Raw genomic sequence first — 17,534 nt, 5'->3', positions numbered from 1 at the left:
CCGTGTACTGTAAATGAAAACGATTATCAACACCAACTAGGGAGGGTCGATGTCGGCGATCTGTCAGGTCACCGGTCGCGCGCCGGGCTACGGCAAGCAGGTGTCGCATTCACACCGGCGTACCTCGCGCCGCTGGGAACCGAACATCCAGGCGCGCCGGTACTGGGTTCCGTCCGAGAGCCGTTGGGTGCGCCTGCGGGTGTCGGTCAAGGGCATGAAGACGATCGACAAGCGCGGGATCGACGCCGTCGTGGCCGACCTGCGCGCGCGAGGGGTGAAGCTCTGATGGCGAGCACCACCGATGTGCGCCCGATCGTCAAGCTTCGTTCCACCGCCGGAACCGGCTACACGTACGTGACGCGCAAGAACCGGCGCAACGACCCGGACCGCATGGTGCTGCGCAAGTACGACCCGGTCGCGCGCAGGCACGTCGAGTTCAGGGAGGAGCGCTGATGAGCCACCCTCGCGAAGCCTCCGGCCCGTCGGCGCGGCCGGGTGTGGGTGTCCCGCAGAGCACCGAGGAGCCGTGATGGCCAAGAAGTCGAAGATCGCGAAGAACGAACAGCGCAAGGTCGTCGCCGCGCGTCACGCCGAACGCCGCGCACAGCTCAAGGAGGCGATCCGTTCGCCCCGGTCCACCCCGGAGGAGAAGGCCGTGGCCGTCGCGGAGCTGCAGAGGATGCCGCGCGACGCGAGCCCGACCCGTATCCGCAACCGCGACGCCGTCGACGGCCGCCCGCGGGCCTACTACGGCGCCTTCGGGCTGTCCCGGATCCGGTTGCGCGAGATGGCACACCGGGGCGAGCTGCCCGGCGTGAGCAAGTCGAGCTGGTAGGAGGAGATCGGTGAAGCCGGCACCACAGAAGCGCCGCAAGCGGAACCTGCTGCGCGCCGAAGGCGTCGAGCACGTCGACTGGAAGGACACGGCGCTGCTGCGCGAGTTCTTGTCCGACCGCGGCAAGATCCGAGCCCGCCGCATCACGGGCCTGACCCCGGCGGAGCAGAAGGACGTCGCCAGGGCGATCAAGAACGCGCGTGAGATGGCGCTGCTGCCGTATCCGGTGAAGAAGGGCTGAGAACCCGCGCAGGTCGAGGCGGTGAAGACCGCGGCGTGGCCGCGGGCCAGGCGGGCACGTTCCGGCGCCGAGCGTTCCGGCCCGGAACGTGCCACCCTGGCCCCATGACGGAGCGGCATCCGGATCCCGCGCCCGGCCGGACCGAGGCGACCGAGCGGCCGCACGCCGCCGGTACCGAGATCGACCCCGAACTGCTCGAACTCGCGGGACGCGTCTTCGACTTCGCCCGTCACGGCGACACCGACACACTGGCCGCATACGTGGACGCCGGCGTTCCGGTGAACCTGTCCAACGACAGTGGCGACACCCTCGTGATGCTCGCCGCCTACCACGGCCACGCCGGGACGGTCGCCGCACTGCTGCGCCGCGGTGCCGACCCGAACCGGCTCAACGACCGCGGCCAGAGCCCTCTGGCAGGCGCCGTGTTCAAGGGCGAGGCGGAGGTCGCGCGTGCCCTGCTCGGCGGCGGTGCCGATCCGGAAGCGGGACAGCCGACCGCGGTGGAGACCGCGCGGATGTTCGGCGCAGAGGAACTGCTCACGTTGCGTAGGCCCTGAGCGCACGGACCTGAAAGGGTGCCGTCATGCTGACTGGCATGGCGCAGGAGGAGCACTACCTGGTCGGACTCGACCTCACCGGGCGGCGTGTGGTCGTCGTGGGCGGCGGCACCGTCGCTCAGCGACGGTTGCCACGGCTGGTCAAGGCCGGGGCCGTCATCGAACTCGTGTCCCCGGACACCACCCCGTCGGTCGGAGCGATGGCGGACGAGGGCGAGATCACCTGGACCCGGCGGGAGTACGCCGACGGCGATCTCGCCGACGCCTGGTACGCCCTGGCGTGCACGGACGACGCGGACGTCAACGCCGCCGTGTGCGCGGAGGCCGACCGCAGGCGCATGTTCTGCGTCCGCGCGGATTCCGGGCCCGACGGCAGTGCGGTGACGCCCGCGGCGGGCGAGAACGACGGCGTGCTCGTGGGCGTGCTGTCCGGTGGTGAGCCCCAGCGTTCCGCCGTCGTGCGCGACGGTCTCCTGGACGCGCTCCGCTCCGGAGCCGCCGCGGACCCGGGGCGCGGCTACGGCCAGGGCGAGGGGGAGGACGACCGCAGACCGGAACCCGGGGTCGCGCTGGTCGGCGGCGGCCCCGGCGACCCGGAGCTGATCACCGTGCGCGGTCGCAGGCTGCTCGCGCGCGCCGACGTGGTGGTCACCGACCGGCTCGCACCACGTGATCTGCTCGACGAACTGCCGCCGCACGTCGAGGTGATCGACGCGGCGAAGATCCCGTACGGCCGCGCGGCCAGTCAGGACGTCATCAACAGCGCGCTGATCGACAACGCCAAGGCCGGCCGGTTCGTGGTCCGCCTCAAAGGCGGCGATCCGTACGTGTTCGGCCGCGGTTTCGAAGAACTACTCGCCTGCGCGGAGGCCGGCGTGAAGGTGTCGGTCGTGCCCGGCATCACCAGTGCGTTCGCCGTCCCGGCGCTGGCCGACGTGCCGGTGACGCACCGCGGCGTGACCCACGAGGTGGTCGTCGTCTCCGGGCACGTGCCGCCGGACCACGAGACGTCGCTGACCGACTGGGACGCGCTCGGCCGCATGCGGGGCACGATCGTGCTGATGATGGGCGTCGAGCGGATCGACCGGTTCGCCGATGCGCTGATGACCGCGGGCAGGCCCGCCGACACCCCGGTCGCGATGATCCAGGACGGCACGATGGCAGGGCAGAAGGTGCTCCGCTCGACGCTGAAGGAGATCGGTGCCGACGCCGCCCGCGAGGGCATGCGCCCGCCTGCGGTGACGGTGATCGGTCCGGTCGTCGACCTGTTCGGCCAGGAGTCCTGACCGCGGCGCAGTCGACGGCGTGACAGGCTGACCCCGGAGGTCTCCTGCCGGTACGACGGTGCGTCCGGCACGTACCCGCAGGAGGCTCACGGGCGACGCCCGTCGATGCACGCGCCGCCACCGTGATCCCCGCCTGAGCGCGGTGCCCGTCGCCGTGGACGGGCTCGCCCGCCCCCGTCCAGCGCCGGGCCGACTGTGCCGCGCCTACTTCTTCGCCGTGCCCGTCTTGTCACTTCACGGCCCCGTCCTTGTACGGCCCCGTTCTCCCCGCGTCGTTGTGGTCGCGTCGTTGTGGTCGGTGGCCGGTCCATGACGCCCGGATCCGCATCACGAGCCCCCGGATCCACAACGCGTGCTCTCGACGGACCCGCATCACCCGCCCGCGTGTCTGCCACGCGCGCTCTCGAACCAGCAACACGGCGTCCGGTGTTGGAGTTCGTACTGCGTTGACGGTTGACATGCGCCCGTAACCCACATATAACCAACTAAACCAAAGCAAACCGGCAAGGAAAGCCACATGTACGCACAGGAGCGTCAGCGGAAGATCGCCGAGCGGGCCCGCGCCGAGGGGCGCGCCGACGTGGCCGAGCTCGCCGCCGACTTCGACGTCACCACGGAGACGGTCCGGCGGGACCTCACCGTCCTCGAACGGCAGGGCCTGCTCCGCCGCGTGCACGGGGGCGCGATCCCGGTCGAACGGCTCGGGTTCGAGCCCGGCCTCGCCGACCGCGACGCGGTCCTGACCGCCGAGAAGGAGCGCATCGCGAAGGCCGCCCTCGCCGAACTGCCCGACGAGGGCTCGATCCTGCTCGACGCGGGCACCACCACCGCGCGGTTCGCCGAGATCCTGCCCAGCGATCGTGAGCTGACCGTCGTGACCAACGCGGTGCCGCTCGTCGCGTCGCTGGCGGTACGGCCGCAGCTGACGGTCCTGCTGCTGGGAGGGAAGGTCCGGGGCCGCACGATGGCGGCGGTCGAGGACTGGACGCTGCGCGCACTCGCCGACACCTACGTCGACGTCGCCTTTCTCGGCACCAACGGCATGTCGGCCGAACGTGGCCTGACCACCCCTGACACCGGCGAGGCCGCGGTGAAACGGGCGATGATCCACGCCGCCCGCCGGGTGGTCGTGCTCGCCGATCACACGAAGGCAGGCAACGACTGTCTCGCGCGCTTCGGCGACCTTTCCGATGCGGACGTGATCGTCACCGACAGCGGACTGGCTCCCGAACTGGAGGAACAGCTCGCCGCAGCAGGGCCCGAGGTGGTGCGGTCGTGATCGTCACCATGACCCCCAACCCGAGCATCGACCACACCGTCGAAGTGGGGTCCCTGCGCCGCGGCGAGGTGCTACGGGCGCAGCGGTCGCATGTGGACCCCGGCGGCAAGGGAGTCAACGTCTCCCGCGCGCTCGCCGCACACGGCCGCAAGACCGCCGCCGTGCTGCTCGCGGGTGGTGCCGAGGGCGCGCGGCTCACCGAGCTGCTCGACGAGCAGGGCGTTGCAGTGCACGCGGTGCCGGTTGCCGAGGGGACCCGTACCAACATCACGCTCGCGGAGCCGGACGGCACGGTCACCAAGCTCAACCTGCCGGGGCCGGCGTGCACGGACACGGAACTCAACGCCCTGCTCGACGCCACGCTCGCCGCGTGCGGTCACGACACGACCTGGATCGCAGGGTGCGGCAGCCTGCCGCCTGAGGCCGCCGACGACTGTTATGCGCGGCTGGTCGTCTCGGCGCATGCGGCAGGTGCCCGCGTGGCCGTCGACTCGTCGGGTCTCGCACTCGCGCGGTGCCTCGGCGCCGAGCCCGACCTGGTCAAACCGAACCGGGAGGAGCTCGCGGCGTGCGCGGGCGTTCCCGTCCGCACCCTCGGCGACGCCGCCCGGGCCGCCGAGGTGCTGCGGGCCCGCGGGGCGCGGACCGTGCTCGCGAGCCTCGGTCCCGACGGCGCCGTGCTCGCCGACGCCCGCGGCGTCCTCCACGGCGAGGCGCCCGTCCACGCCGCCCGCAGCAGCGTGGGCGCAGGGGACGCGTTGCTCGCCGGGTTCCTCGCCGCCGGCGGCGGGAGGGACGCGCTCGGCCCGGCGCTCGCCTGGGGCGCCGCCGCCACCGGGCTCGCCGGCAGCCGGATGCCGGCGCCGCCCGACGTCGACCGTGTCGGCGTCACGATCCACCCCGCGGTCGACGGCGACCGCGTACTCGAACAGGAGCGCTGACATGGCCGAACTCATCACCGCCGAACTCGTCGACCTCGATCTCCACGGCAGCGACCGCGAGGAGGTCACCGCCGACCTCGCGAAGCGGCTGGCCGGCGCGGGCCGCGTCGGCGATCTCGACGGATTCCTCGCCGACCTGCGCGAACGTGAGGCGCAGATGCCCACCGGCATCGAAGGTGGCATCGGCATCCCGCACGCACGGTCGGCGCACGTCACCGAACCCACACTGGGTTTCGGACGTAGCGAGTCCGGTGTGGACTTCGGCGCCTCGGACGGCCCGGCACACCTGATCTTCCTCATCGCCGCGCCCGAGGGCGGCGGCGATGAGCACCTCACCGTGCTCGGCGCGCTCGCGCGGCGCCTGATGCACCAGTCGTTCCGCCAGTCGCTGCTCGACGCCTCCGACGCGGAGTCCGTCGTGCGGCTCGTCCGCGAGGAGGTGTTCGGACAATGAAGTTCGTCGCCGTCACGGCGTGCCCCACCGGCATCGCGCACACCTACATGGCCGCCGAAGCCCTCGAACAGGCCGCGACGGCCGCCGGGCACGAGATCGCCGTCGAGACGCAGGGCTCGGCCGGCTCGGCCCCGCTGGGTGCCGACGACATCGCGGCCGCCGACGCGGTCGTGTTCGCCGCCGACGTCGACGTGCGCGACCGTGAGCGGTTCGCGGACAAGCCACAGGTCACGGCGGGTGTGAAGGCCGCGATCAACGATGCCGCCGCGCTCATCGAGCAGGCCACGACCGCCGTCCGGTCCGGTGTGGCGCCCGCCGAGGCCGGGAGGGAGGCCGGGACCCACGCCGGGACCGAGGCCGAGTCGGCAGGCGTGCCGGAATCGGCCCCGTCGGCAGCCGAACCGGAGCGCGCGGTCGAAGCGCACACCGGGGCGGGCACGCGGGTGCGCCAGTGGCTGATGACCGGCGTGAGCTACATGATCCCGTTCGTCGCGGCCGGCGGCATTCTCATCGCGATCGCGTTCCTGATCGGCGGTGCCGAGATCGCGGCCGTGGTCGACGGCGGAGACTTCCGCGGCGTGCACTACGACGGCATCTCCGACCCGTCCGACCTCCTCGGCGAGGCGGGGATCGCGGGTGTGCTGTTCAAGGTCGGCTCCACGGCGTTCGACATGCTCGTTCCGGTGCTGTCCGGGTTCATCGCGTTCGGCATGGCCGACCGGCCCGGTATCGCGCCGGGCATCGTCGGCGGGCTGCTGGCGAGCGCGATCGGCGCCGGGTTCCTCGGCGGCCTCGTGTCCGGTCTGCTGGCGGGTTTCGTCGTCATGGGGTTGAAGCGGATCAGGGTGCCGCGGGGTGTGGCCGGGGTGATGCCGGTCGTGGTCATCCCGCTCGTGGCGTGCTTCGTGGTGGGCCTGTTGATGCTCGTGGTCGTCGGCGAACCGATCGCCGCTGCACAGAGCGGGATGACGGACTGGCTCGCCGGGCTCTCCGGCGGTACGGCGTGGCTGCTCGGGGGTCTGCTCGGCCTCATGATGGCCTTCGACACGGGCGGCCCGGTGAACAAGGTCGCCTACACGTTCGGCATCGCGGCACTGGCCAGTGGGGACACCGTCATCATGGCGGCGGTCATGGCGGCCGGGATGACGCCCCCGCTGGGGCTGGCGCTCGCGACCGTCGTTCGTGGACGGTTGTTCACGCGTGCGGAGCGCGACGCGGGCAAGGCCGCCTGGCTGCTCGGGCTGTCGTTCATCACCGAGGGCGCCATCCCGTTCGCCGCGGCCGATCCGCTGCGCGTGATCCCGTCGTTGATGGCGGGCAGTGCGACGACCGGTGCGCTCGTCGTGGCGTTCGGCGCCACCTCGCCCGCACCGCACGGCGGGATCTGGGTGCTCGGACTGGTCGGCTCGCCGCTGCTGTATCTCGTCGCCGTCGCCGCCGGCATGGTCGTCACCTGCGGCTGCCTCGTCGCGGCCAAGAGTTTCCTCGGCCGCCGCGAGCGGCCCGCCCGGCGGGACGACCCGGCCGGGGCACCGGTACACGGACTCGTCGGCGCCCGGCAGGGGTAGCCGCAACGGAAGGAGCACCTGATGGTGGAACGTCACGTGACCGTGGGCTCGGCGGTGGGCCTGCACGCCAGGCCCGCTGCCGTGTTCGCCAAGGCGGCGGCGAGCCAGCCGGTGCCGGTGACGATCGGCAAAGCCGATGCCGATCCGGTCGACGCGCGCAGCGTGCTCTCGGTGATCGGGCTCGGTGCCCGCAACGGCGACGAGGTCGTCCTGCGCGCCGACGGGCCCGACGCCGAGCGTGTCCTGGACGAACTCGCCGAGGTCGTCGCCACCGATCACGACGGGGCGTGAAGCGCGGGCCGGGTGGCGATCCGCCGCGTCGGCCCGCGCCGTCCCGACGCCGGCCGACACGGCGGCAGGCCGGTCCGGGTGGGCCCTGTCGGTGGTGGCGGGGGAGTGAGCGAGGATGACGGCCATGAACGCCGCGCACACCGCAGAACTGCCCGACGACCTGGTCGCCTTCGACGTCCGCAGGGACGGTCACGTCGCCGAGGTCACGCTCCTCGGTCCCGCCAAGGGCAACGCGATGGGCCCGGACTTCTGGCGCGAACTGCCGCTGGTCTTCCGTGCCCTGGACGCCGACCCCGACGTGCGGGCGATCGTGCTGACCGGAAGCGGCCAGCACTTCTCGTACGGCCTGGACCTGAACGCGATGCTGCCGGGTTGGTCCGAGTTCCTCGCCGGTGACGCACAGGCGGGTCCGCGTACGCGGTTCCTCGACGAGGTCCGGACGATGCAGGAGGCCGTCAGCTCCGTCGCCAAGTGCCGGACGCCCGTCGTCGCCGCGGTCGCCGGCTGGTGCATCGGCGGCGGCGTCGACCTCATCGCCGGCGCCGACATCCGGTTGGCCAGCGCCGACGCGCGGTTCAGCGTGCGCGAGGTCAAGGTCGCCATCGTCGCCGACATCGGCAGTCTGCAGCGGCTCGGCGCCGTCATCGGGGAGGGCCACCTGCGGGAGCTCGCCCTCACGGGCAAGGACATCGACGCCGCGCGGGCCGAGAGGATCGGACTGGTCAACGACACCTACGCCGACCGCGACGCGCTGCTCGCCGCCGCCCGTGCGCTGGGCGCCGAGCTCGCGGCCAATCCTCCGCTGGTGGTGCGGGGGATCAAGGACGTACTGTCCATGGGCACCGAGCAGCAGGTCGACGCCGGGCTGCGGTACGTGTCCGCGTGGAACGCGGCGTTCCTGCCCAGCAAGGACCTCGGTGAGGCGGTGCAGGCATTCCTCGAGAAGCGCCCGCCCCACTTCACCGGCGAATAGCGGCGCGGCAGCGGAACCGGCACGAACGAGGAGAAGCACGAACGTGAGCAACGAGGCCCACACCGCCCACCCGAACGCGGGTCACGACGAGTTCCGTCGGGCCCGGGACTTCCTGGTCGCCCACCGGGAGGACTACGACACGGCCCGCGCGGAGTTCCGTTGGCCCGAGCTGACCGAGTTCAACTGGGCGCTCGACTGGTTCGACCGCGTGGCGGCGGACCCGGCCAACGCCGAGCGCTACGCGCTGTGGATCGTCGAGGAGGACGGCACCGAGGGCCGCTGGACCTACCCCGAGCTGTCGCGGCGGTCGAACCAGGTGGCGAACTGGCTGCGCGCCCAGGGCGTGCGGCGCGGCGACCGGATGATCCTCATGCTCGGCAACCAGGTCGAGCTGTGGGAGACGATCCTCGCCGCCATCAAGCTCGGCGCCGTGCTCATCCCGGCGACTACCCTGCTCGGCCCCGCCGATCTGCGGGACCGTGTCGACCGCGGAGAGGCGCGGCACGTGGTGGCGCGGTCGGCCGACGCGGAGAAGTTCACCGACGTGCCGGGCGACTACACGCGCATCGCCGTCGGAGAGCGCCCCGGTGGCTGGCTGTCGTACGGCGACGCCTATTCCGCCGACGACGCGTTCACCCCGGACGGGCCGACACAGGCGGCCGATCCGCTGCTGCTCTACTTCACGTCCGGCACGACGGCGAAGCCGAAGCTGGTGCAGCACACGCACGTGTCGTACCCGGCGGGGCACCTGTCGACGATGTACTGGATCGGCCTCGAGCCCGGCGACGTGCACCTGAACGTCGCCTCGCCGGGCTGGGCGAAACACGCCTGGAGCAACGTGTTCGCACCGTGGAACGCCGAGGCCACGGTCTTCCTCTACAACTACTCGCGGTTCGACGCCGACGCCCTGCTGGCCCAGCTGGAGCGGTGCGGCGTCACGAGTTTCTGCGCCCCGCCGACGGTGTGGCGGATGCTCATCCAGGCCGACCTGAGCACGCTGCCGACGCCGCCCACCAAGGTCGTCGGCGCGGGTGAACCGTTGAACCCGGAGGTCATCGAGCAGGTGCGGGACGCCTGGGGCGTGACGATCCGTGACGGGTTCGGCCAGACCGAGACCACGGTGCAGATCGCCAACACCCCGGGCCAGGAGGTCAAGCCGGGGTCGATGGGACGGGCCGTGCCGGGCTTCGACGTCGTGCTGGTCGACCCGGCGAGCGGCGAGCCGGCCACCGAGGGCGAGTTGTGCCTGGACCTGTCGCGCAGGCCGACCGGGTTGATGGTCGGGTATGCGGGCGACGAGGATCGCACGGCCACGGCGTTCGCGAACGGCTACTACCACACGGGCGATGTCGGCTCGATCGACGAGGACGGCTACATCACCTACGTCGGCCGCACCGACGACGTGTTCAAGGCCTCGGACTACCGCATCTCGCCGTTCGAGCTGGAGAGCGTGCTGCTGGAGCACGAGGCGGTCGCCGAGGCGGCCGTCGTGCCCGCTCCGGACCCGATCCGCCTGGCGGTGCCGAAGGCGTACGTGGTGTTGGCCTCCGGGCACGCCGCCGACGAGGCGACGGCGGAGCGCATCTTCACGTTCACCCGTGAGCACCTCGCGCCGTACAAGCGGGTGCGCAGGCTCGAGTTCGCCGAGCTGCCGAAGACGATCTCCGGCAAGATCCGCCGGGTCGAACTGCGCGGCAGGGAGAACGACGCCACCGACCGTCCGGCGGGGGAGTTCCGCGACGACGACTTCCCGGGGTTGAAGGGCTGATCGGACGCCGACCGGCCCGCCTCGATGTCCACAGTGGACAGAAGGCGGGCGCGTCGCGGACGGGTGAACCGTGCGGCGAGCGGTTAACGCCGGCGGGTCACGTGCCGATAACGACGGTGATGAACGACAGTGAGCACCCCACCGCCCGGGCCGCCGATGCGGAGCGGCACGCCACCGCCGCGAGGCAGAGCACCGCGCCGCGGCAGGACACCGAGGCGCGGTACAACACCGAGGCGCGGTACAACACCGCCCCGCGGCAACTCCCGTCCTCGCAGCAGAGCACCGCGCCGCTGCAGGCACCGGCTCGGCGGCACACGACTGCGCCGCCGACCACGCCGTGCACCGTCGTGTGGAGCCAGGGCAGGCCGTACGTGCTGGAGAGCGCGGCGGGCCGCCCGCGGTGGATGGGCATGGATCGCCACGGCAGGCCCCAGGCGCTCACGGGCGACGAGCTCCGTCGCCGCGGATGGAGTTACCACCGCGCCCGGTGACGGGCCGAGGGCACCACTCACCGCGGCCCACGGCCGCGACCTCGGTTCCGACGTCGGTCCCGACCTCGCTCTCCGGTCCGAGCTCGCGTGCGGGTACCGGCGTGCCGGTCGCGGACGGGTTGACCACGGCCGCACCCGCCGGGTCCGACGACTCGATACGGTGAGTGCGTGAACGACGCGGAGGGGCAGCGTGCGGGGCGGAACGGCCGCGACGAGGTGGCGGGCCGGTCCGCCGATGTCGAAGACGGGGCGGCAGGCACGGGGGACTCGGGGGTGTCGAGTGGCGCTGGAGTCGCGAGTGGCGCTGGGGTTTCGAGTCGCGCTGTGTCGGGCGGCCGTGGGGTGCCGGGCGGTACCGCGGTGTCGGGCGGCGCTGGGGTGACGACGGCGTCCGGCGGCGATCCGGGGGCAGGCGAACCCTCACTGCTGCGACAGGCGGTGATGGCACCGAACCTGCTGTCGGTACTGCGACTCGCAGGCGTTCCGGTGTTCCTGTGGCTGCTGCTCGGGCCGCACGCCGATGGCTGGGCGCTGGCGATTCTCGTGTTCAGCGGGCTCACCGACTGGCTCGACGGCAAGCTCGCGCGATGGCTGAACCAGATGAGCCGGCTCGGGCAGGTGCTCGACCCGGCCGCGGACCGGCTCTACATCGTCGCCACGCTCGTGGCGTTCCTGCTGCGCGACATCATCCCGTGGTGGGCCGTCGCCGCGCTGTTGCTGCGCGAGGCCGCCGGTGGAGTGTGCCTGCTGATCCTGCGGCACTACCGGTTCGAACCACCGGAAGTGACCTACGTCGGCAAGGGCGCCACCTTCGTCCTCATGTACGCCTTCCCGCTGCTCCTGCTGGTCCAGGGCGATTCGACCGCGGCCACGATCGCCGCACCGCTGGCGTACGCGTTCACGATCTGGGGCGGCGCGCTCTACCTGTGGTCGGGCGCGCTGTACGTCGCCCAGACCGTGCTGGCCGTCACGCGAGGTCGTGACGGGACCGGCGCCGTGAGGGAATGACCCGGTGGGGACTGACACGGTGGGGATGAGGTGCCGCACCCGGGTCGGCGGGCCCGGTGCCGCGAGACGAGCGGTGGCGGTGCGGCGGGCCCGTAGGACCGAGTGCGCGGAGCCGGGCGCCCGGTGTCGGCCTGACGAGGCCGCGGCTCCGTGCGACGATTCCCCTCGTTCGTGGCCACGTAGGGAGTGAAAGGGGAACGAACCTTGGCTGCACAGTCCACACCCGAGGAACTGCGCTACACCGAGGACCACGAATGGGTCGCCGAACGGAGCGAGGGCGTCGTGCGGGTGGGCATCACCGAGTACGCCCAGGACCAGCTGGGCGACGTGGTGTTCGTCGATCTCCCGGAGCCCGGCACCGAGGTGGCCGCGGGTGACACGTTCGGCGAGGTCGAGTCGACCAAGAGCGTGTCCGAGATCTACGCCCCGCTGGACGGCGAGATCATCGCGGCCAACGACGCCGTCACCGCCACGCCGGAGCTGATCAACGGCGACCCCTACGGCGAGGGCTGGCTCGTCGAGCTCCGTGTCGCTGATCCGGACACTCTCGAGGGGCTGCTCGACGCCGAGGCATACCAGCGCCTGACCGGGAGTTGATCGGGGAGCCCGGGCATTGCGTGCGGTCGCCCGCGCGGTACGTTGAGGCGCACCAGGTTTCATGGCCGCCTGCGGTTTCGCGACCACGGGCGGTGAGAAAGCCAAGCGACACACTGTCAGTGCGTAAGGAGAGCTCAGGTGAGCACGAACGACGGGCCCGAGATTCCCCCGGAGGGAGCTCCGGAGAAGACCTCCGTGTTCCGGGCGGACTTCCTGTCGGAAGGGGAGGGGCAGGAGGCGCCGGCGGTGGAGCCGCAGGAGGCCGGCGTTGACGCGCTGCCCGCGGGCTCGGCGTTGCTGGTGGTCAAGCGGGGCCCGAACGCGGGGTCGCGATTCCTGCTCGACCGCGACACGACGAGCGCGGGCCGGCACCCCGACAGCGACATCTTCCTGGACGACGTCACCGTGTCCCGGAGGCACGCGGAGTTCCGCCGCGAAGGTGGTTCCTTCGTGGTCATCGACGTCGGCAGCCTCAACGGCACGTACGTCAACCGCGAGCCGGTCGACCAGGCCGTCCTCGCCGGTGGTGACGAAGTGCAGATCGGCAAGTTCCGTCTGGTGTTCCTGACCGGAGGCCAGGGGGCGCAGTGACGGCTGCCGGACGGCAACCACGCGAGGGGCTGAGCATCGGGGCCGTGCTGGCGCAACTGCGCACGGATTTCCCCGGGGTGACGATCTCGAAGATCAGGTTCCTCGAATCCGAAGGCCTGGTCCGGCCCGCTCGCACGCCGTCCGGCTACCGTCAGTTCACGACCGCCGACGTGGAACGGCTCCGCTTCGTTCTGACGGCGCAACGTGATCGCTACCTGCCTCTGAAGGTGATCAAGGAGCAGTTGGACGCCGCGGACCGCGGCGCGGCTCTGGAGCCGGACGGTGATCCGAGAGGCGAGGCGGGACCCGCATCACAGCCCCGGCCGCCACGGCTGGTTCCGCTCGACACCCCCGACACCGATGCTCCGGCGCCGACGGCGGACGACTTCGCGGTCACGGCCCCGTCCCGACTGTCCCGGGAGCGACTGCTCGCCGAGGCAGAGATCGACGAGGAGCTGCTCGCGGAACTGGACCAGTACGGGCTGATCAAACCCGGTGCGGGCGGGTTCTACGACGCCGACGCCGTGGCCATCGCGAGGACGGTCACCGCGATGGGTGCGTTCGGCATCGAACCGCGGCACCTGCGCGCGTTGCGGGTCTCGGCCGATCGTGAGGTCGGGTTGCTCGAACAGGTCGCGGCGCCGGTGTACCGGCATCGCGACGACGGCGCCCGCGAACGCGGCGACGAGCTCGTCCGGGAGCTGGCGGCACTGTCGGTCACGTTGCACACGCTCCTCGTCAAGGCGGGTATCCGGGGGATGACCCACGGGTGAGGCCGTCGGCGGCGGTGGGGACGGCGTTCGGCGGCCGGGACACGTTCGGACGGAGCAGTGCGGCGGCCACGGATTCAGAAGCCGGGCGGCGAAGCTTCGGTGGAGCCCCCGGGATGACGTACGGTTGAAGGCGGGCTCGAAGAGACCGGGCCGGCGAGAGTGAGAAGCGAGCACAGCGCAGCGATGGCGGGTAGCGTCGGCGGTGTCCGCGCGGAGTTTTCGCGTGGGCCGGCCGAACGGATGATCCACTGCGAAGCGTTGCAGCCCGCGCGCAGAGAGGGAGGCGAAGCCCGATGAGCGAGATGCGCGTCGTCGGCGTCCGGGTCGAGCTGCCCGCGAACCAGCCGATCTTGTTGCTGCGGGAGACGGAAGGCGAGCGGTACCTGCCGATCTGGATCGGCTCGGTGGAGGCGACCGCGATCGCCTTGGAACAGCAAGGCGTGCGGCCGGCCCGTCCGCTGACTCACGATCTGCTCAAGGACGTCATCGGTGGCCTCGGCCGTGAACTCGAACAGGTCGTCATCACCGACCTGCAGGAGAGCACCTTCTTCGCCGAGCTCGTGTTCGACGGGGACGTCCGGGTCTCCGCACGGCCCAGCGACTCCGTCGCCCTCGCGCTCCGCATGGGCGTGCCGATTCACGCGGAGGAAGGCGTGCTCGACGAAGCGGGCCTGATCATTCCGGACGAGCAGGAGGACGAGGTCGAGAAGTTCCGCGAGTTCCTCGACTCCGTCTCGCCGGAGGACTTCCGCGGCGCTGACACGTAGTCGGCACCGCAACGGAGATCGCGAACACCGCCGGGCTCCGCACCTGCGGCGCTGCCGGCGCCCGATGCCGCCGGCCCGCCGACGTGGTGCGCGAGCCCGATGCTTCAGTCCGCCCGGACAGCCCGGTCGAACAGCTCGCCGAGTTCGCGGCCGTAGGCGTCGAGGTCGAGATCCGGTTCCCGTCGGAGCCGGAGGGTGACGCCGTCGACCGCCTGCCGCATGGCGAGTGCCATCACCTTCGGATCGCAGTCGCGGAACACACCGTGGCGCCTGCCCTGGACGAGTTGGCGCTCGAGCCTGCCCACTCGGACCGCGTACACGACATGCGGCGAGATGTCCGCGTCGTCGGCCGTCCCGGCATGGGAGGCGATCTCGACGAGCGCGGTCGATTCCCGCGGGTGGGTGGCGACGAACGCGACCTCCGCGGCCAGTTGGCCCAGTAGGAGCCGTCGGAGATCCTTCTCGTCGCCGAGACGCTCGGCGACGAACGCGTCCTGCCGGTCGATGATCGTGCCGAGGGTCGCCTGGACGAGGTCGTTCTTGCCGGCGAAGTGGTAGGAGACCATCCGCGTGCTCGACAGCCCCGCCCGTTCGACGATGCGGGCGAAGGACGTCTTGGCGTAGCCCAGTTCGGCGAGTACGGCGATGGTGGCGTCGACGATCTGCCTGCGCCGGACGTCTTCGGTGGGGGTGAGGCCGGCTCCTGCGCCGAACGTGCTGAGGTCGCTGCCGTCGGCGCCGGACGTGTCATCGGGTGGAGTAGTTACCTGCATGAGTAACAAATTACTCGGGTGGGTAAAACATCGCAAGCGGGTAATCCGGTCGAGATGTCGCCACGGCGTCCGCGCGTCGCGTTGACCGCCCCGTGGGGCAGGCATACCGTTCGAAGAGCGACGAAACGCGCCGTGGCCGGCGACCGGGCCGCACGGGCGTAGTCGTACCGGTCGGCCCATCCGGGCCGGCGGTCTTGTTTCGTCGGCCGCGCGGCCGGGCGAGAGGAGGCATGCGTGGTCGACGACAGTCCGATCAGGGGCATCGACGGTGGCGAGCAGGGAGCGCTGTTCCCTGACGACTCGCTGCCGGATGAGCTGGTTGGCTACCGTGGTCCAGCGGCCTGTCAGATCGCCGGTATCACCTACCGCCAGCTGGACTACTGGGCGCGCACCAAGTTGATCGCGCCGAGTATCCGCACTGCGCACGGTTCGGGCTCCCAGCGGCTCTACTCGTTCAAGGACCTGTTGGTCCTCAAGATCATCAAGCGGCTGCTCGACACGGGTATCTCGCTGCAGAACATCCGCGTCGCGGTCGACCACCTGCGCGGCAGGGGAGTGCGCGACCTGGCCCGGGTGACCCTGTTCTCCGACGGGACGACCGTCTACGAATGTACGTCGCCGGAGGAGATCGTCGATCTGCTTCAGGGCGGTCAGGGTGTGTTCGGCATCGCTGTCAGCGGGGCGATGCAGGAGATCAGTGGTTCGCTGCACGAGTTCCCGGCCGAACGGGCCGACGGTGGCGAGCTCGACACGCCCGCGGCGGCAGACGAGTTGTCGCAGCGACGCAACGCCCGCCGTACCGGCTGAGCGATCCGTTCACGAGTAGGCCACTCGACCTACGACGCACGCGGCGCCCGAACGCTCATGGAGTGTCCGGGCGCCGCCGTCTGTGATCCGCATTTCGTATAACGTCCTATACGGCGGGCCGTTCCGGTTCTCGCCTCGGCGCGAGGCGCCCAGCCTGGGGAGCTCGTCACGAACAGGCCGGGAGGCGACCGGTCAGCCGGTGAAGCCGGCCTGCTCGAACCGCTTCTGCTGCTGCGGCGAGGTGAGGTGCGAGCGGAAGGACTGGGCAGCCCGCTGCTGCACGGTGTCCACGCCGTCGCCTGCGAGGCTGACGTAGGTGAACGTGCCGTCGGGGCCGGAGGCGATCTTCTCCGGCGACGCGCCGATGCGGTCGGGCTGCTCCGAGCCGAGCCGGTCCGCCCACTTCGTGTCGGCCATGATCCAGGCGCCGGGAGTGCCGCGGGTCCGATTGCCGGTCAGGTCGCCGTACACCACCTGCGAGGTGCCCGGCTGCACCTTCACGGTGATGCAGTGCCCGTGAACCACCGTGTCGTCGTCGTTCCAGGCCTTGGCGGCCTGCTGTACGGGCTCGGCCACGGCGGGGTCGGTCGCCACCCGCAGCGTCGACCGGCCCTCCTGGCAGGCCGCGGCCTGGGCCTCGGCGCGGTTCGACAGGACCCCGTCGGCCCAGTTCCAGCCGAAGAAACCCGCCACGACGAGTACGACCAGCACTCCGCAGGCCACGGGCCATGCCGCGACCCTGCGTTTCGGCTTCTTGTCCACTGCGCGGTGGCTGCCCGTCGACGTGACCGTGCCGTGCCGGCCCGTGGACGTGACGGCACGGTGGCCGCCCGTGGCGCTGACGGTGCTGTGCCTGCCTGTCGAGGTGACGCGGCGGCGCCCGCCGGTGGACGTGACCGGGTCACGGTCGGTGTCGGTCGTTCGGCCGGGCGTCGTGTCGCGAGAGCTCGCGGCGGCCTGCGCGGCGTGCGCATCGTGGTCGTCCGTACCGGTGTCGTGAGCCCGGTCGGAGGGCGCGGCGTCGTGGCGCGCCGCCGCGGGCGGGTGTTCGCCCGCGGCGTGACCGGCGCCGTGGAAGCGGGGGCGGCCGTCGGGCCGCGGCCGGGGGTGCGGGGGCCGCTCCGTGGCCGTGGAACGATCGGGCGTCGCCGGGCTCGTGTCGTGGCCTGCGCTGTCGTGGGCCGAGGTCGGTCCGGCGGGTGGGACGGGATCGAGGCGAGTGGTCAGTTCGGTCGCGCTCTCGTCGGCCGTGCGGCGCGGCGCGACGGGGTGCATCGCGGGTGACGTGGACAGGACGTCGTCCGGGGCCGGTGCATAGCCGGGCGTGCTGCGGTAGGCCGCAGGCGGCGTCGTCGTATCGCGGAACCAGTCGTCCGGCGTGCCGCCGCCCGTGTTCGCTCCGCCGATGGCCTGTCTCGCCTTGCGCAGCGGATCAGGCTGCCCGGGAGCCGGATCGTCGGCTCTGTAGTGCCGCCCCATTCGCGTCCTCTCACCTGCACGGAGTGCCGATCACACTCTGTCGACGTGACAAAAA

22 protein-coding genes are annotated in these 17,534 nt (G+C 71.5%); 20 read left to right on the top strand and 2 right to left on the bottom strand.

The genetic code is table 11. The features are described 5' to 3' along the window. Positions 1-49 precede the first annotated feature (49 nt). From rpmB to FHS23_RS10320, 19 genes are all read left to right on the top strand, one after another. Positions 50-286, top strand: coding sequence for a 50S ribosomal protein L28 (rpmB, locus tag FHS23_RS10410; protein ID WP_183652352.1), 237 nt, complete (start codon positions 50-52; stop codon positions 284-286). Next, positions 286-453: a 50S ribosomal protein L33 gene (gene rpmG, locus FHS23_RS10405; protein ID WP_183652349.1), complete on the top strand. Its 168-nt coding sequence runs from the start codon at positions 286-288 to the stop codon at positions 451-453. Before rpmB ends, rpmG begins: the two co-directional genes overlap by 1 nt. A gap of 76 nt (positions 454-529) precedes the next feature. Continuing rightward, positions 530-835 carry a 30S ribosomal protein S14 gene (rpsN, locus tag FHS23_RS10400; RefSeq protein WP_183652345.1) on the top strand — a complete coding sequence of 102 codons (306 nt, stop codon included), beginning with the start codon at positions 530-532 and terminating at the stop codon, positions 833-835. Between the two features lie 10 nt (positions 836-845). Beyond that, on the top strand, positions 846-1,076 hold the full coding sequence (gene rpsR / locus FHS23_RS10395; protein WP_183652330.1) for a 30S ribosomal protein S18: 231 nt from the start codon (positions 846-848) through the stop codon (positions 1,074-1,076). Between the two features lie 104 nt (positions 1,077-1,180). After that, positions 1,181-1,633: an ankyrin repeat domain-containing protein gene (locus tag FHS23_RS10390; protein WP_183652327.1), complete on the top strand. Its 453-nt coding sequence runs from the start codon at positions 1,181-1,183 to the stop codon at positions 1,631-1,633. A gap of 38 nt (positions 1,634-1,671) precedes the next feature. Further along, a complete protein-coding gene (gene cobA, locus FHS23_RS10385; protein WP_183653772.1) occupies positions 1,672-2,919 on the top strand; it encodes a uroporphyrinogen-III C-methyltransferase in 1,248 nt (415 codons plus the stop codon). 517 nt (positions 2,920-3,436) lie between these two features. Next, a complete protein-coding gene (locus FHS23_RS10380) occupies positions 3,437-4,198 on the top strand; it encodes a DeoR/GlpR family DNA-binding transcription regulator (protein WP_183652324.1) in 762 nt (253 codons plus the stop codon). Continuing rightward, a complete protein-coding gene (locus FHS23_RS10375; RefSeq protein ID WP_183652321.1) occupies positions 4,195-5,139 on the top strand; it encodes a hexose kinase in 945 nt (314 codons plus the stop codon). The genes FHS23_RS10380 and FHS23_RS10375 overlap by 4 nt, the downstream gene beginning before the upstream one ends. Before the next feature lies 1 nt (position 5,140). Further along, positions 5,141-5,593, top strand: coding sequence for a PTS sugar transporter subunit IIA (locus tag FHS23_RS10370; protein ID WP_183652318.1), 453 nt, complete (start codon positions 5,141-5,143; stop codon positions 5,591-5,593). Continuing rightward, on the top strand, positions 5,590-7,161 hold the full coding sequence (locus tag FHS23_RS10365; RefSeq protein WP_183652315.1) for a PTS fructose transporter subunit IIC: 1,572 nt from the start codon (positions 5,590-5,592) through the stop codon (positions 7,159-7,161). Before FHS23_RS10370 ends, FHS23_RS10365 begins: the two co-directional genes overlap by 4 nt. Before the next feature lie 21 nt (positions 7,162-7,182). Further along, complete coding sequence (locus tag FHS23_RS10360) at positions 7,183-7,452, top strand: HPr family phosphocarrier protein (protein WP_183652312.1); 270 nt, start codon at positions 7,183-7,185, stop codon at positions 7,450-7,452. 124 nt (positions 7,453-7,576) lie between these two features. Next, positions 7,577-8,425, top strand: a complete 849-nt coding sequence (locus FHS23_RS10355; protein WP_425501109.1) for a crotonase/enoyl-CoA hydratase family protein — start codon at positions 7,577-7,579, stop codon at positions 8,423-8,425. Between the two features lie 43 nt (positions 8,426-8,468). Continuing rightward, positions 8,469-10,193, top strand: a complete 1,725-nt coding sequence (locus FHS23_RS10350; RefSeq protein WP_183652306.1) for an AMP-binding protein — start codon at positions 8,469-8,471, stop codon at positions 10,191-10,193. 290 nt (positions 10,194-10,483) lie between these two features. Beyond that, entirely contained in the window at positions 10,484-10,684 is a 201-nt protein-coding gene (locus FHS23_RS23720; RefSeq protein ID WP_183653769.1) for a hypothetical protein, read from the top strand. Positions 10,685-11,125: 441 nt separating this feature from the next. After that, positions 11,126-11,692, top strand: coding sequence for a cardiolipin synthase ClsA (clsA, locus tag FHS23_RS10340; protein WP_183653767.1), 567 nt, complete (start codon positions 11,126-11,128; stop codon positions 11,690-11,692). A 204-nt stretch (positions 11,693-11,896) separates the two neighbouring features. Further along, positions 11,897-12,289 (top strand): glycine cleavage system protein GcvH, encoded by a 393-nt coding sequence (gene gcvH / locus FHS23_RS10335; protein ID WP_246381917.1) that lies wholly within the window; start codon positions 11,897-11,899, stop codon positions 12,287-12,289. Positions 12,290-12,427: 138 nt separating this feature from the next. Then, positions 12,428-12,880 carry a glycogen accumulation regulator GarA gene (garA, locus tag FHS23_RS10330; protein ID WP_183652303.1) on the top strand — a complete coding sequence of 151 codons (453 nt, stop codon included), beginning with the start codon at positions 12,428-12,430 and terminating at the stop codon, positions 12,878-12,880. Further along, positions 12,877-13,653 carry a transcriptional regulator FtsR gene (ftsR, locus tag FHS23_RS10325; protein ID WP_183652300.1) on the top strand — a complete coding sequence of 259 codons (777 nt, stop codon included), beginning with the start codon at positions 12,877-12,879 and terminating at the stop codon, positions 13,651-13,653. Before garA ends, ftsR begins: the two co-directional genes overlap by 4 nt. Positions 13,654-13,946: 293 nt before the next feature. Then, positions 13,947-14,420 (top strand): bifunctional nuclease family protein, encoded by a 474-nt coding sequence (locus FHS23_RS10320; protein WP_183652297.1) that lies wholly within the window; start codon positions 13,947-13,949, stop codon positions 14,418-14,420. 104 nt (positions 14,421-14,524) lie between these two features. On the opposite strand, the gene FHS23_RS10315 is transcribed toward FHS23_RS10320, so the two are convergent. Further along, positions 14,525-15,193, bottom strand: coding sequence for a TetR/AcrR family transcriptional regulator (locus FHS23_RS10315; RefSeq protein WP_183652294.1), 669 nt, complete (start codon positions 15,191-15,193; stop codon positions 14,525-14,527). Between the two features lie 234 nt (positions 15,194-15,427). Between FHS23_RS10315 and FHS23_RS10310 the strand changes: the two genes are divergently transcribed. Further along, entirely contained in the window at positions 15,428-16,000 is a 573-nt protein-coding gene (locus tag FHS23_RS10310) for a MerR family transcriptional regulator (RefSeq protein WP_183652291.1), read from the top strand. Between the two features lie 192 nt (positions 16,001-16,192). Here the strand turns inward: FHS23_RS10310 and FHS23_RS10305 are convergent, their stop codons facing one another. Continuing rightward, positions 16,193-17,479, bottom strand: a complete 1,287-nt coding sequence (locus FHS23_RS10305; protein ID WP_183652288.1) for a hypothetical protein — start codon at positions 17,477-17,479, stop codon at positions 16,193-16,195. Positions 17,480-17,534: the final 55 nt, after the last annotated feature.

The organism is Prauserella isguenensis, from assembly GCF_014191605.1.
GTDB classification, from domain to species: Bacteria; Actinomycetota; Actinomycetes; order Mycobacteriales; family Pseudonocardiaceae; genus Prauserella; species Prauserella isguenensis.
The sequence above is the reverse complement of the archived record's forward strand: the minus strand, read 5'-3'. Positions and strand labels throughout refer to the sequence as shown.

Bases quoted from the DNA above. Each gene is read 5' to 3' on its own strand.
- rpmB (WP_183652352.1), top strand. From the start codon at position 50: ATGTCGGCGATCTGTCAGGTCACCGGTCGCGCGCCGGGCTACGGCAAG.
- rpmG (WP_183652349.1), top strand. From the start codon at position 286: ATGGCGAGCACCACCGATGTGCGCCCGATCGTCAAGCTTCGTTCCACC.
- rpsN (WP_183652345.1), top strand. From the start codon at position 530: ATGGCCAAGAAGTCGAAGATCGCGAAGAACGAACAGCGCAAGGTCGTC.
- FHS23_RS10390 (WP_183652327.1), top strand. From the start codon at position 1,181: ATGACGGAGCGGCATCCGGATCCCGCGCCCGGCCGGACCGAGGCGACC.
- cobA (WP_183653772.1), top strand. From the start codon at position 1,672: ATGGCGCAGGAGGAGCACTACCTGGTCGGACTCGACCTCACCGGGCGG.
- FHS23_RS10380 (WP_183652324.1), top strand. From the start codon at position 3,437: ATGTACGCACAGGAGCGTCAGCGGAAGATCGCCGAGCGGGCCCGCGCC.
- FHS23_RS10370 (WP_183652318.1), top strand. From the start codon at position 5,141: ATGGCCGAACTCATCACCGCCGAACTCGTCGACCTCGATCTCCACGGC.
- FHS23_RS10365 (WP_183652315.1), top strand. From the start codon at position 5,590: ATGAAGTTCGTCGCCGTCACGGCGTGCCCCACCGGCATCGCGCACACC.
- FHS23_RS10360 (WP_183652312.1), top strand. From the start codon at position 7,183: ATGGTGGAACGTCACGTGACCGTGGGCTCGGCGGTGGGCCTGCACGCC.
- FHS23_RS10355 (WP_425501109.1), top strand. From the start codon at position 7,577: ATGAACGCCGCGCACACCGCAGAACTGCCCGACGACCTGGTCGCCTTC.
- clsA (WP_183653767.1), top strand. From the start codon at position 11,126: ATGGCACCGAACCTGCTGTCGGTACTGCGACTCGCAGGCGTTCCGGTG.
- FHS23_RS10320 (WP_183652297.1), top strand. From the start codon at position 13,947: ATGAGCGAGATGCGCGTCGTCGGCGTCCGGGTCGAGCTGCCCGCGAAC.
- FHS23_RS10315 (WP_183652294.1), bottom strand. From the start codon at position 15,193: ATGCAGGTAACTACTCCACCCGATGACACGTCCGGCGCCGACGGCAGC.
- FHS23_RS10305 (WP_183652288.1), bottom strand. From the start codon at position 17,479: ATGGGGCGGCACTACAGAGCCGACGATCCGGCTCCCGGGCAGCCTGAT.